10 protein-coding genes are annotated in these 12,569 nt (G+C 63.1%); 5 read left to right on the top strand and 5 right to left on the bottom strand.

Features of this window, described 5'->3' with window-relative positions; genetic code table 11:
• Positions 1–244 precede the first annotated feature (244 nt).
• Positions 245–1,027 carry a SapC family protein gene (locus GGQ88_RS01510; RefSeq protein WP_183611253.1) on the bottom strand — a complete coding sequence of 261 codons (783 nt, stop codon included), beginning with the start codon at positions 1,025–1,027 and terminating at the stop codon, positions 245–247.
• Positions 1,028–1,124: 97 nt separating this feature from the next.
• Positions 1,125–2,543 carry an FAD-binding oxidoreductase gene (locus GGQ88_RS01505; protein WP_183611252.1) on the bottom strand — a complete coding sequence of 473 codons (1,419 nt, stop codon included), beginning with the start codon at positions 2,541–2,543 and terminating at the stop codon, positions 1,125–1,127.
• A gap of 193 nt (positions 2,544–2,736) precedes the next feature.
• Here GGQ88_RS01505 and GGQ88_RS01500 point away from each other — a divergent pair, with 193 nt between their 5' ends.
• Both GGQ88_RS01500 and GGQ88_RS01495 read left to right on the top strand, forming a co-directional pair.
• Positions 2,737–3,297 (top strand): hypothetical protein, encoded by a 561-nt coding sequence (locus GGQ88_RS01500; RefSeq protein ID WP_183611251.1) that lies wholly within the window; start codon positions 2,737–2,739, stop codon positions 3,295–3,297.
• 140 nt (positions 3,298–3,437) lie between these two features.
• Complete coding sequence (locus tag GGQ88_RS01495) at positions 3,438–4,889, top strand: DEAD/DEAH box helicase (protein WP_183611250.1); 1,452 nt, start codon at positions 3,438–3,440, stop codon at positions 4,887–4,889.
• A gap of 29 nt (positions 4,890–4,918) precedes the next feature.
• Here GGQ88_RS01495 and GGQ88_RS01490 read toward each other — a convergent pair whose 3' ends face one another.
• A complete protein-coding gene (locus GGQ88_RS01490) occupies positions 4,919–7,216 on the bottom strand; it encodes an ATP-dependent helicase (RefSeq protein WP_183611249.1) in 2,298 nt (765 codons plus the stop codon).
• 182 nt (positions 7,217–7,398) lie between these two features.
• Here GGQ88_RS01490 and GGQ88_RS01485 point away from each other — a divergent pair, with 182 nt between their 5' ends.
• Both GGQ88_RS01485 and GGQ88_RS01480 read left to right on the top strand, forming a co-directional pair.
• Positions 7,399–8,154 carry a hypothetical protein gene (locus GGQ88_RS01485; RefSeq protein ID WP_183611248.1) on the top strand — a complete coding sequence of 252 codons (756 nt, stop codon included), beginning with the start codon at positions 7,399–7,401 and terminating at the stop codon, positions 8,152–8,154.
• Between the two features lie 142 nt (positions 8,155–8,296).
• Positions 8,297–9,556, top strand: a complete 1,260-nt coding sequence (locus GGQ88_RS01480; protein WP_183611247.1) for an MFS transporter — start codon at positions 8,297–8,299, stop codon at positions 9,554–9,556.
• A 133-nt stretch (positions 9,557–9,689) separates the two neighbouring features.
• On the opposite strand, the gene rsmD is transcribed toward GGQ88_RS01480, so the two are convergent.
• Together rsmD and GGQ88_RS01470 are read right to left on the bottom strand one after the other, a co-directional pair.
• Entirely contained in the window at positions 9,690–10,235 is a 546-nt protein-coding gene (gene rsmD / locus GGQ88_RS01475; protein WP_183611246.1) for a 16S rRNA (guanine(966)-N(2))-methyltransferase RsmD, read from the bottom strand.
• Positions 10,232–11,128 (bottom strand): pseudouridine synthase, encoded by an 897-nt coding sequence (locus GGQ88_RS01470; protein WP_183611245.1) that lies wholly within the window; start codon positions 11,126–11,128, stop codon positions 10,232–10,234. Before GGQ88_RS01470 ends, rsmD begins: the two co-directional genes overlap by 4 nt.
• Positions 11,129–11,225: 97 nt before the next feature.
• On the opposite strand from GGQ88_RS01470, the gene GGQ88_RS01465 reads away from it, so the two are divergent.
• The gene (locus GGQ88_RS01465) at positions 11,226–12,557 is read left to right on the top strand and encodes an AmpG family muropeptide MFS transporter (RefSeq protein WP_183611244.1); all 1,332 of its coding nucleotides are present in this window, start codon (positions 11,226–11,228) and stop codon (positions 12,555–12,557) included.
• The last annotated feature ends 12 nt before the right edge of the window (positions 12,558–12,569 follow it).

Here is a 12,569-nt window from a genome sequence, read left to right as displayed (position 1 = left end):
AAAAGAAAAAACCACCTGGAGACATGCTCCAGGTGGCCAAGGTTCAGGGAGGAGGTGCACCGAGGTGCACCAGTTGCGCCGGGCCATGAGGGGAGCCGCGCCGCAACGACTCCTAAATAGGTGACGGCCATGGGCACTGCAAGTCATTTCGAGGGATTTTTGTCACACCCAAAGGAAAAAAGCGACGAACCGTTAAGTTCGCCGCCTTTTTTGTTGACTGTGTCTCTTGTGTTTCTGGACCGCTTTACTCGGCCGGAACGGCGATCGCTGGTGTCGGGCCCTTGCCGAGTTGAACCTGCGCGCCAAACACCTGGCTGATAAGTTCAAGCGAGAACAGATGGGCGTAAAGCAAGGGCAGAAGTCCGCTCTGCGCCCAGCCACGCAGGACATCGCCACGGGTTTCGCGCAGCTTATCCTGGTTCACCATCTGGAATCCACGATAGATGAAGGGCTGTTCGTTGCCTTCCTGCTGAATGGCGACTTCGCCTTCCATCAGAAGGTCGTGCTTCTTCAATTCATCGATGAAGGCCTGCGTGCGCTGGCCTGCCTGCTCAAACTGCTCACAAAAACCGAGTGCGGCCTTGGTCGCTTCCGAAGGCTGGCCATCGGTGAACAGTTCCTGGCCTTCCTCGACCGAATCACCGATCAGGCCTGAAGACGGATCGAAGCACAGCGAAAGCTCTTCGCTGTTCTGATTGAGCTTGGCGAGGAGGAACGGATAGCGACGTACGTAGGCAGGAATGTAGATCGGCTGGGTGACCTTGCCGTCCTCGTCGACGAACACGTTGACGCCTTCGTTGAGGCCCATCAGCGCCAGCGGCACGGGATTGTCGCCCGATGCGAAGATGATCGGATAGTGCCGTCCAGCTTGCGGAAATTCCTCTGCCGTCAGAGGGATAGCGTGCTGGCCGATCAGCCAAGGTGCCGCATCTGCATTCTTTGCCTTCCACGTTGCGTGGTCGCGGCTGTTGAGCGGCATCAAGTCGTTGTAGAACATCGGCAGGTTGGCTTGCGGCGCGCTGGCCATTTGTATCTCTCCAGATTCGTACGGTAACGCGCGGCGGGCCGCGGTAATGGCGGGAGTGGCGGTTCTTAGGGACTGGCTGCAGGCCGCGCAAGCCGCGTCAGACAAGCTTTCCCGGGTTAAGCAGGCCCTGCGGGTCGAGCGCATGCTTGATCGCTCGCATGGTGGAAAGCGCGACCGGATCGCCGAGACGCGCCAGTTCGTCGCGCTTGAGCCTGCCGATGCCGTGCTCGGCCGAGATAGAGCCACCCCATTGCGTCACCATGTCATGCACTTGCGCGCTGATCGCCTTGCCGTCGCCCGCTTCCCAGACTGCACGATCCGCGCCGGGCGGAGCGATCACATGAAAATGGACGTTACCATCACCAAGGTGCCCAAAGCACACTGCAGTCGTCCCCGGCCAGTCGGCCTCCAGACGGGGGACGGCGGCGTCGACGAATGCGGGCATCGCCTCGACGGGTACGGAGATATCATGCTGCATCGCCGGACCGATCGCGCGCTCGGCGGGGGAAATGGTTTCCCGGATCAGCCAGAGGCGTTCGGCCTGATCTTCGCTCGCGGCGATCGTGGCGTCGGCAATCAGCCCCCGCTCGAACGCTTGTGACAAGAGGTGTTCGGCAATCTCGGGTAGGCGGGCCGCAGTGCTGACGTCCCCGGCGACGAATTCGATCAACGCATGCCACTCGTACGGCGCTGCCAGCGGGGAACGCGCATCGGGCAGATAGGCCAGCACGGCTTCAAGGCTGTGGCGTGGCAATACCTCGAATCCTTCAAGCAGGTCTGCTGCCATGTCCTGGGCCATCACCAGCAGCGCGCGTGCATCGTCGAGCGTGGCGCATCCGGCCCACATCACGCAGCGCCCGGCAATGTCGGGCACCAACCTGAGCGTGGCAGCGGTCACGATGCCCAGAGTGCCCTCCGATCCGATCAATACCTGCTTCAGGTCGAAGCCGCGATTGTCCTTCTTGAGCGGGACGAGCTGGTCAAGGATTGATCCGTCCGCCAGCACGCCCTGCAACCCAAGCACCAGCGCCCGCATCGAACCATGCCGCAGGACCTGTGTGCCTCCGGCGTTGGTCGAAACGAGCCCGCCGATCGTCGCCGATCCCTTGCCGCCCAGCGAGAGCGGGAAGCGCAAACCTTCACGCGCGGCTGTTTCGTGCAGCGTTTGCAGGATCACGCCAGCTTCGCATACGACCGTCTGCGCGGCACGGTCGAGCGAACTGATCGCGTTCATGCGCCGCAACGAGAGCAGCAGTTCCGTGCCGCTATCGAACGGCGTCGCGCCGCCGGACATGCCGCTGTTGCCGCCCTGAGGAACGATCGGCACCTGATGCTCGGCGCACAACCTGACCAGCGCCGAAACCTCGGCCGTGCTGGCAGGCGAAGCGAGGGCCAGCGCCTTACCGGTATAGCGGCCGCGCCAGTCGGTGAGCCACGGAGCAAGGGCATGCGAATCGGTGGTCAGCCCTTTCGGACCGAGCAGGCGGGCCGCAGCTTCAAGGAATGCGCTGGTCATATCGGTTTGGGCTATTGTGCGACTGCCGTCTGGGCAATTCATTTTTGGGCCGAGGCAAGTTAAGCCAGTGTTCAAGCCTGAGATATAGGGGTGCGACAAGACGCATTTTCTGGTTCAGGAGTGCGACAGGACGCGATGGGCAATCAGGGACGCTCACGAGCCTGAGGGCAAGAAAGAGACATATCGCCGCGACATGCCGAGCATTGCCCACATCCTTGCGTCTCTGGCGCTGCTGCTTCCTGCGACGGTGGTCGATCCGTCGGCAGAGTGGTCGTGGGACAGCGGATGGGACGTGGCTTCCTTGCCGTCCGGAGCGCCGCTGTCGGGCACAACTTTCGACCCCGCCTTTGTCGCCGAAGGGCTAGGTGATGATACTTGGAATCAGGTGCGGATCGAGCAGCGCGTGATCATCCGGATCGCGCCGCGGATTTCCGGGCAGTCGTTCGCGCTGCCATCTCCGACGCCTGATTTCCCCCGCTTTCGCGAGCGCAAGACGGCCAAGTGCCTGCCGATCGCCAGCATTGCCGGGGTCCAGGCCGATACGCCCGACAGATTGTTGCTGATTACGCGCAATCGCAAGCTGATCGGGGCAAGCCTCGACAAGACGTGTCGTGCGCGCGATTTCTATTCCGGCTTTTACGTCGAACGGAACGAAGACGGTCAGCTATGCGCTGGTCGAGACATCATCCATTCGCGCGCGGGAGCAAATTGCGCTGTGACAAAGATGCGCGAACTTGTTCAGGATGACGATTGATTGGTTTGCAGACCTCCGGATTTCTTGACTTTTCACCTTATATCGGCATAGCGCGCGTGTAGCGTTGGCGCTTCCCGTACGGGACGTCGTCCAACAGGCGCGAAATCTGCGCCGCCTCTTGTTTTCGGATCATAACCTGCATGAAGTTTGCCGACCTCGGCCTCTCGGATGAATTGCTCAAGTCGGTACTGGATGCCGGCTATGACGAGCCCACACCGATTCAGGCGCAGGCGATCCCCTCGGTCCTGATGATGCGCGACATCATCGGCATTGCGCAGACCGGCACCGGCAAGACCGCCGGCTTCGTTCTGCCCATGATCGACATCCTGGCCCATGGCCGCCGACGTGCGCTGATGCCGCGTTCGCTGATCCTCGAACCGACGCGCGAACTGGCTGCGCAGGTTGCCGAGAATTTCGAAAAGTACGGCAAGAACCACGATCTGAAGATGGCGTTGCTGATTGGCGGCGTGCAGATGGGTGACCAGATCAAGGCGCTGCAGGATGGCGTCGACGTGCTGATCGCAACGCCGGGCCGTCTGATGGACTTATTCGAACGCGGCAAGATCCTGCTCACGGGCTGTGATATGCTGGTGATCGACGAGGCTGACCGCATGCTCGACATGGGCTTCATCCCCGATATCGAGACCATCTGCACCAAGCTTCCGGCGCAGCGCCAGACGCTGCTGTTTTCGGCTACGATGCCGCCGCCGATCAAGAAGCTGGCCGACAAGTTCCTGTCGAACCCCAAGACGATCGAAGTCGCGCGGCCTGCCAGCACCAATCTGAATATTGTTCAGCACAAGGTCCGTTGCACGACGCGCGCCAAGCGGGAAGTGCTGCGTCACCTGTTGCGCACCGACAACGTTACGACCGCGATCGTCTTTGCCAACCGCAAAACGACCGTGCGCGAACTCGCCAAATCTTTGCAGAGCCACGGTTTCTCGGCTGGCGAAATTCATGGAGACATGGACCAGAACGCGCGCAATGCGGAGCTGCAGAAATTCAAGGATGGCGTGATCACCATCCTGTGCGCGTCCGACGTTGCGGCGCGCGGGCTTGACGTCAAGGGCGTAAGCCACGTGTTCAATTACGACACGCCGTGGCATCCGGACGATTATGTACACCGCATCGGACGAACCGGTCGCGGCGGCGCAACCGGTCGCGCTTTCACTTTGGTCGCCGACGATGATCTTGAGTCGATCGAGAACGTCGAGAAACTGCAGGGGACCAAGATCCCCGAGTACAAGATCGAGGCGCCTGAGAAGGCCGAACGCAAGCCGCGCACTGTCAAGGCCGAAGCTGAGCCCGCCGAAGATGCGCCGACCGAGCGCGCCCCGCGTGCGCCGCGCGAAAAGCGGCCTGCGCGTGAGGCCCGAGCGCCAAGGGAGGAACGTGCACCGCGTGAAGCCCGTCCGCCGAGGGAAGAACGTGCACCACGCGAAGAGCGTCCCGCGCGTGAGGAACGTCCTGCCGAACCGAGCCGCGCGCTGCGGTCTGAACCGACCCCGCGCCGCGATTCCATCGATCCGCCGACGAAGGCGGGCGAATGGAACGGCCCGGTCCCTGGGTTCCTCAGCGTCTCTGCACTCTGATCGGGTCGCCCCTCAGGGGCCGACTTCGATCAATCCGCCAGCTTGACAAAGCTGTCGATCACGCGCTTGCGGCCGCCGGTCTCGAAATCGATTTCGAGCTTGTTGCCTTCCTGTGCTGCAACCGCGCCGTAGCCGAACTTCTCGTGGAACACGCGCGCGCCGATGCCGATATCGTTGCGCGGTTTGGCGGCAAAGCTGGCAGCGCTGCGTGTTGCTTCCGGAATACGGCGCGGATTTTTATCGAACACTTGCGCGGCGGCGCGCTGCCAACCGGGTCCACGTGACATGTCGCGCCCGGGCTTAGCCAGCGCGAGATGGGCGAACGGATCGTCACGCTCGCTCCAGTTGGCTCGCCACATTGATGCGCCGCCCGACAAAGTGGTTTCCTCCTCTACGTGTTCGGCGGGCAATTCGGCAATGAAGCGCGACGGTATTGAACTCGTCCACTGCCCGTAGATACGGCGATTTGCGGCATGCAGGATCGTGCAGTGTCGGCGCGCGCGCGTGATCGCTACATAGGCAAGGCGGCGCTCTTCTTCGAGCGATGCAAGGCCACCTTCGTCCAGCGCGCGCTGCGACGGAAACACGCCTTCTTCCCAACCCGGCAGGAATACGTTGTCGAATTCGAGTCCTTTTGCGGCGTGGATGGTCATGATGGTGACCTTCTCGGTGTCCGAAGCGGCCTCGTTGTCCATAACCAGGCTGACATGCTCGAGAAAATCGCCGAGCGTTTCGTACTCTTCCATCGCGCGGGCAAGTTCGGTGAGGTTTTCAAGGCGCCCAGTCGCTTCGGCGGTCTTTTCAGCCTGTAGCGCGCCGGTGTAGCCACTTTCATCCAGGATCGTGCGGATCAGTTCGGATGGCACCAGCATCTTGGCATCATCGCGCCACTTGGCGAAGTTGCGCATCAGAGCGGACAGCGTGCCGCGCGCGCGCGCGGGAAGTTCGTCGGTGTCGAGAATTTCGACGGCGGCCACGGACAGTGGCAATGAGCGGGCACGGGCGTGGCGGTGAAGCTTTTCCAGCGTCTTGTCGCCCAGACCCCGCTTGGGAGTGTTGTAAATCCGCTCGAACGCAAGGTCGTCCTGCGGGCTGGCGATGATCCGCAGGTAGGCCAGCGCATCACGGATTTCAGCGCGCTCATAGAAGCGGAAGCCACCGACGATGCGGTAGCCGAGCCCGATCTGGATGAAGCGGTCCTCGAACTCGCGCGTCTGGAACTGCGCGCGGACGAGGATCGCCACGCGGTCCAGCGGTGCGCCTTCGCGTTCGAGACGTTCGATGTCCTCGCCGACGCGGCGCGCCTCTTCGGGGCCGTCCCACACGCCGATCGCCTTGACCATCTCGCCGCCGTCGATCTCCGTCCACAGCGTCTTGCCGAGGCGTTCGGAATTTTCAGCGATGAGGCCTGATGCCGCGCCGAGGATGTGCGGGGTGGAGCGATAGTTCTGTTCGAGCTTGATCACCTTGGCGCCGGGAAAATCCTTCTCGAAGCGCAGGATGTTGGCGACCTCCGCACCGCGCCAGGAATAGATCGACTGGTCGTCGTCACCCACCACGCAGATGTTCTTGCGGGTCTGGGCGAGCAGGCGCAGCCACAGGTACTGGACCGCGTTGGTATCCTGATATTCGTCGACCATCACGTACTTGAAGCGCTGTTGCCAGCTTTCGAGGATGTCGCGCTCGCGCCGGAAGATGTTGAGCATGTGCAGCGTCAAGTCGCCGAAATCGCAGGCGTTAAGGTCCTTCAGCCGGTTTTGATAGAGCGCGTAGAACCGCTGACCTTTGCCATTGGCATAAGCCTCGTTTTCCAGAGCGTCGAGATCGGCGGGATTGAGGCCGCGGTTCTTCCACTTGTCGATCAGGCCCGCCAACTGCTTGGCCGGCCACCGCTTGTCGTCGATCCCCTCGGCCTGGATCAGCTGCTTGAGCAGACGGAGTTGATCATCGGTATCGATAATCGTGAAGGTTGATTGCAGACCCACCAGTTCGGCGTGGCGGCGCAACATCTTGGCCGCGATCGAATGGAACGTGCCGAGCCACGGCATCCCCTCGACCGCCGGGCCGATCAGCGCACCGACCCGCTCGCGCATCTCGCGCGCGGCCTTGTTGGTGAAAGTGACGCACAGGATCTCGCTCGGCCAGGCGAGCCGCTGGCGCAACAGATTGGCGAGCCGCGCGGTCAGCGCCGCCGTCTTGCCCGTACCCGCGCCGGCAAGCATCAGCACCGGCCCTTCGGTGGTCATCACCGCCTCGCGCTGCTGCGGGTTGAGGCCGTCGAGCCAGCTGTCTGCTGGCTGAGCGCTTATTGGGGAAGGGGAGGACATAGGCGAACAGATAGGGACCAAAACCGCGCGCGGCAATCTCGTTTGCTAGCCCCGCAAGCAAACGGGCTCGAAAACTCGATTCGTCTCACGACTCGTCACGCCCCGTCGCAACTTCGGGAACCGCGAGTTGTCCCTTGGCTTGCAGTCCCATGCTTAGGGCAAACGATAACAGGAGAATTCACATGCGAAACCTTTTTGCCGCTAGCGCGCTGGCGCTGGCCATTGCCGCCACGCCAGCAGCATTGATGGCGCAGACCACCACGGCGGCGCCGACGACTATGCCGGATTCGACGTCGCCAACGGGCAAGTCGATGAACGCGACCTCGCAGGATACGACTGCCCCGCCTTCGGCCACGCCATTCTCGCCTTCGGCTGATCAGCAAAGCCAGATCGATGCTTGGCCAGCTGAACAAAAGACCAAGTATGCCGCCTGGCCCGCCAATTATCAGGAATATTTCTGGACGCTCGATGCTGACCAGATGAAGGGCTGGTGGGCGCTGACCGACGAGCAGAAGGCACAGGTCTATGCCCTGACGCCCGAACAGCGCACCCAGGTCTGGCCCTCGATCGTTGCGCAGGTGAACGGTCAACCAGCCCCGGCAACGGGTGCTACGCCAGCAACGCCGGCTCAGCCTGCGCCCGGTGCTGGCATGGGCGCGAAGCCTGCCACTCCGGCTGAACCCGCCACCACCTCGCCTGGCATGTCGACTTCGGGCGGCATGACCGCCGACGCGACCACCACTACCACGGCTCCGTCGTCGGACATGGCTTCGAGCCCGTCCAGCATGTCAGCAGGGGCAATGCCTGATAATGCCTCGGCACAATCATCGGCGTCGATGGCCAGCAATGCGGCTCCTCCGGCCGAGGCCATGAACAAGAAGTACCCGGTTTGCAGCAAGACCGTGACTGATGGCTGCCGCAACCGCGGTGGTGTGTAAGCGCTCCGGTCGAGTGAAAGATGGATGGGGGCGTCGGGCAACCGGCGCCCCTTTCGTATTGCGGCACTGGTTGTATTGCGGTTGACCCCGCGAGCTTGACGCTGAAAGACCGTGCGCTCGACACGAGGGGGGAAGCGCGCCGATGAATCCGATTCGACAGCATGGTCGCGTGCTTACCGCCAGCCTCGTCGGTACGGCGGTCGAATTTTACGACTTCTATATCTACGCAACTGCGGCCGCGCTGGTCATCGGTCCGCTGTTCTTCCCGACGGAATCACCCACCGCACAGACGCTGCTCGCGTTCATGAGCTTCGGACTGGCCTTTTTCGCGCGGCCGGTCGGCGCTGTCGTGTTCGGACACTTCGGCGATCGCATCGGGCGCAAGTCCACGCTGGTTGCCTCGCTTCTGCTGATGGGCACTTCGACGCTGCTGATCGCATTCTTGCCCACGTATGCGATGGCAGGGTGGATCGCGCCCGCTTTGCTGTGTCTGCTGCGCTTCGGGCAAGGCTTTGGGCTGGGCGGGGAATGGGGCGGGGCGGCGCTACTCGCGGTGGAAAATGCACCCAGGGGCTGGGAGGCACGCTTCGGGAGCGCGCCGCAGCTTGGCGCCCCGGTCGGGTTCTTCTTCGCCAATGGTCTGTTCCTGTTGCTCGGTCTGGGCCTTTCGGACCAGGACTTTGTGAGTTGGGGCTGGCGCGTGCCGTTCCTGCTCAGCGCGGTGCTGGTCGGCGTCGGGCTGTGGGTGCGGCTCCGGATTGGCGAGACGCCGTCATTCAAGGCGGAACTGGCCAAAGCTCCGCCAGCCCAAGTGCCGATCAGCCGCCTACTGCGCGATCACACCCCCGCAGTTCTTGCCGGTATCGCGGGCGTCGTTGCATGTTTTGCGGTGTTCTACCTCGCAACCACGTTCGCCCTGTCGTTCGCCACGACCAAGCTGGGCTATGCCAAGCAGGAGTTTCTGGCGGTGCAGCTGGGCGCCAACGTGTTTTTCGCGCTCGGTATTCTGCTGGCAGGCTGGTGGGCGGACAAGGCCTCGGTACAGCGCGTGCTCGGAACCGGAGCGGCGCTGACGGCGGTGATCGGCGTGGTGTTCGGGTCGGGGCTCGGCTCAGGCTCGCTGCCAATCGTTTTCGCGACGCTGGCCGGATCGCTGTTCGTGATGGGCCTTGCCTATGGACCGCTCGGCGCATGGCTGCCGACCCTGTTCCCGGTCGCGGTGCGTTACACCGGCATATCGCTGGCGTTCAACATCGGAGGGATCATCGGCGGCGCATTGTCTCCGTTTGCGGCAGCGTGGGCTGGGACGCAGGGCGGCACGGCTTATGTCGGGCTGTTCCTGACGTTGGCAGGCGCAATGACTTTGGCGGGCGTAAAGTTCGCGCCACGGTTGCGGGATTAAAAGCCCTCTCCCCTTCAGGGGAGAGGGTTGGGAGAGGGGGCGTGCGCGCGCAACTCCCCGCTCAACTTCGGCTAGGCAGACAAGCTGCCAAGCCTGCGTATCTCTCCCCTGAAGGGGAGAGTGCAGTGCTGGCTCACCTCTTCAACCGCATCAGCGTCAGTAACGCCTTGCCGACCTTTCGGTCCGCATCAACCTCGCAGATGCGCACGTCGGGCACTTCCTTGAGCGCGGTTTCAAGGCAGATCCACGTGCCCTCGCCGATCCAGCCCAGGCGGGTGAGCTTTTCGATCGCGACGACGCCCGCGCCCGTTCCGTAAGGTGGGTCGAGCATCACCAAATCGAGCGGTTGCTTGGTCGGCCCGAGTGACAGCACCGAAGACGCCCGAACATCGCATTGATCAGCGCAGCGCAGCGCGGCGATGTTGGCGCGGATGGCACGCACGGCGGCGGCATTGTTCTCGACAAAGATCGCCGATGCCGCTCCACGCGAGAGAGCTTCGAGCCCAAGCGCGCCGGAGCCCGCAAACAAATCGGCCACGGTCAGACCCTCGAAGCTGCCGAGGCGGCTGGCGAGCATCGAGAACAGCGTCTCGCGCGTACGGTCTGAAGTCGGGCGCGTCAGATCACCCTCAGGCGCGCGGACCGGACGTCCGCGCCATTCTCCTGCGATGATTCTCATGCGGGCTTCAGTGTCTTGCGGAAGCGTTCGACCTGGACCTGGGGGATTTCCTCCACGGACCCGCGCTGCAGGTCGCCCAGTTCGAATGGTCCGTACTTTGTGCGCAGCAGGCGCGAGACTTCGAGGCCGAGATGTTCGAGCACGCGGCGGATTTCGCGGTTCTTGCCCTCGGTCAGGGTCATTTCGACCCATTTGTTGCGTCCGGCACTTCGTTCCAGATTGGCGTTGATCGGGCCATAGCGCACGCCGTCGATCTCGATGCCTTCGATCAGTTCTTCCAGCTTGGCCTGTGAGATGTCGCCGAATGTCCGTGCCCGATAAGTGCGCGGTACCCCGGTCGAGGGCAATTCCATGGCGCGCTTCAATTCGCCATCGTTGGTCATCAGCAGCAGGCCTTCGGTATTCACGTCGAGGCGACCGACCGGCATCACGCGCGCGGTGCCGGGGGGCAGGGCGTTGCGTAGTGCGGTGTAGATCGTCGGGCGTCCGGTCGGGTCGCGCTCGGCGGTGATCAGGCCAGCGGGCTTGTGGAAACGATAGAGGCGCGGCGGGGCCATCGGGCCGACCGCCTTGTCGTCTACCGAAACGCCGCGCAGGTTGGTTAGCAAGGTTGCGGGCGTGGTGACGACCTCGCCGTTGAGCTTGACGCGGCCATCCTCGATCATCCGCTCGACCTCGCGGCGGCTGGCGATGCCGGCACGTGCGAGCAGCTTGGCGATGCGATCGCCTTCACGTTCCGAACCGTCCTCGGCCAGCGCGCGCTTGGCGGCGACCACGGGCTGCGAGGTCCGTGGCGCACCGCTGCGCATCACAAACGGCTTCTTTTCGGGGGTAGTCGTCCGGGGGCTGAACCGCTTGGGCCGCTCGCCACCGTTTCTCGGGGGTAAAGTCATGGCCGCCCCTTACCTGTAAACGCGCAATCCGTCACCCCTAGCCGTCCGCGCAAACGCCGCTAGTGTGCACGGCAACAATCAGGGAGCATTGGCGTCGATGAGCGCAGACACGTCCGGACGGCGCAACTTGTGGCAATCGGTCCAGCCCTACCTTGAAAAGGAGTCGCTGGCGGCGTTCTTCCTCGGCGTTTCGTCGGGCTTTCCCTATGCGATGATCGGGGCGACGCTGACCACGCGGCTGGCGCAGGACGGCATCGACAAGAAGACCGTCACCGCATTTACGCTGGCGTTTTTGGTCTATAATCTCAAGGTTTTCTGGGCCTGGACGGTCGATGGTGTGCGCCTGCCGCTGCTCGGCCGCTTGGGGCAGCGCGTCTCGTGGATGCTGCTGGCAGGCGTCTTGGTGATGGCCGCAGTGATCAATCTGGCGCTGGTTGATCCCGGCGCTGATCTTGGCGCAACGGTTCTGGCCGCCGTACTGGTCGGCGTCGCCGGCGCGACGTTTGACATCGTCATCGACGCATATCGCATCGAGACGTTGAAGCCATATCAGCTCGGCACGGGCTCGGGCATGTCGCAGTATGGCTGGCGGATCGGATCGACCGGCGCTGCGGCGCTGGCGCTGGTGCTGGCGGCGCGTTCCGGGTGGAGCGTTGCCTATCTGGCGTGCGCGATGTTCGCACTGCCCGCGATGATCACGGCGCTGGTGCTGGGCGAGCCTTCACGGCACCGCGACCCTGTTGCACGCCGGGGCGTGGGTGAGGCGTTCGCGGCGATCATCGGACCGTTTGGCGAGTTTTTCCGCCGGAATGGCGCTTGGCTCGTGCTGCTGTTTATCCTCGTGCACAAAGTCGGCGACACGCTGGCGAATCTCACTTTCCGCCTGCTGTTCGACGACCTCGGTTTCAGTAACGACGAGATCGCGATCTGGGATGTCGGCGTGGGCTTCTGGGCCTACCTGATCGGCGTGTTCATCGGCGGTGTGGCCTATGCCAGAATGGGCCTTAAGCGGTCGGTGCTGCTGGCGCTGGTGCTGATGGCGGTATCGAACCTGTCGTTTGCAGCTCTGGCCGCGGCGGGGCACTCCAACCTGGGCATGGCAGGCGCGATCGGTTTCGAGAACATTGCTTCTGGCTATGGCGGAGTGGTGGTCGTCGCTTATTTCTCGGCGCTGTGCGACTTGCGCTACACTGGGGCGCAGTACGCTCTGATTTCAGCCAGCGCGAGCGTGGTCGGGCGGTTTGCCACTGGCACGACGGCGGGCGCGCTGATCGAGGCGTTCGGATACGTGAACTTCTACATCATCACCACAGTGCTCGCCCTGCCGGGAATCGCGCTGTTCTGGTGGATGAGCCGGAGCGGGCTGGTCGATGCTGCGATGGGGACGGCGGGCGAGGACGAGGGGCGGGAACCCGACGTCTTCAGCTGACTCAAACGGAGG

It is taken from the genome of Novosphingobium hassiacum (genome assembly GCF_014196055.1).
In the GTDB taxonomy this organism is placed as follows: domain Bacteria; phylum Pseudomonadota; class Alphaproteobacteria; order Sphingomonadales; family Sphingomonadaceae; genus Novosphingobium; species Novosphingobium hassiacum.
The sequence above is the reverse complement of the archived record's forward strand: the minus strand, read 5'-3'. Positions and strand labels throughout refer to the sequence as shown.

Coding starts and splice junctions, on each gene's coding strand:
- GGQ88_RS01510 (WP_183611253.1), bottom strand. CDS start 1,027: ATGGCCAGCGCGCCGCAAGCCAACCTGCCGATGTTCTACAACGACTTG.
- GGQ88_RS01505 (WP_183611252.1), bottom strand. CDS start 2,543: ATGACCAGCGCATTCCTTGAAGCTGCGGCCCGCCTGCTCGGTCCGAAA.
- GGQ88_RS01500 (WP_183611251.1), top strand. CDS start 2,737: ATGCCGAGCATTGCCCACATCCTTGCGTCTCTGGCGCTGCTGCTTCCT.
- GGQ88_RS01495 (WP_183611250.1), top strand. CDS start 3,438: ATGAAGTTTGCCGACCTCGGCCTCTCGGATGAATTGCTCAAGTCGGTA.
- GGQ88_RS01490 (WP_183611249.1), bottom strand. CDS start 7,216: ATGTCCTCCCCTTCCCCAATAAGCGCTCAGCCAGCAGACAGCTGGCTC.
- GGQ88_RS01485 (WP_183611248.1), top strand. CDS start 7,399: ATGCGAAACCTTTTTGCCGCTAGCGCGCTGGCGCTGGCCATTGCCGCC.
- GGQ88_RS01480 (WP_183611247.1), top strand. CDS start 8,297: ATGAATCCGATTCGACAGCATGGTCGCGTGCTTACCGCCAGCCTCGTC.
- rsmD (WP_183611246.1), bottom strand. CDS start 10,235: ATGAGAATCATCGCAGGAGAATGGCGCGGACGTCCGGTCCGCGCGCCT.
- GGQ88_RS01470 (WP_183611245.1), bottom strand. CDS start 11,128: ATGACTTTACCCCCGAGAAACGGTGGCGAGCGGCCCAAGCGGTTCAGC.
- GGQ88_RS01465 (WP_183611244.1), top strand. CDS start 11,226: ATGAGCGCAGACACGTCCGGACGGCGCAACTTGTGGCAATCGGTCCAG.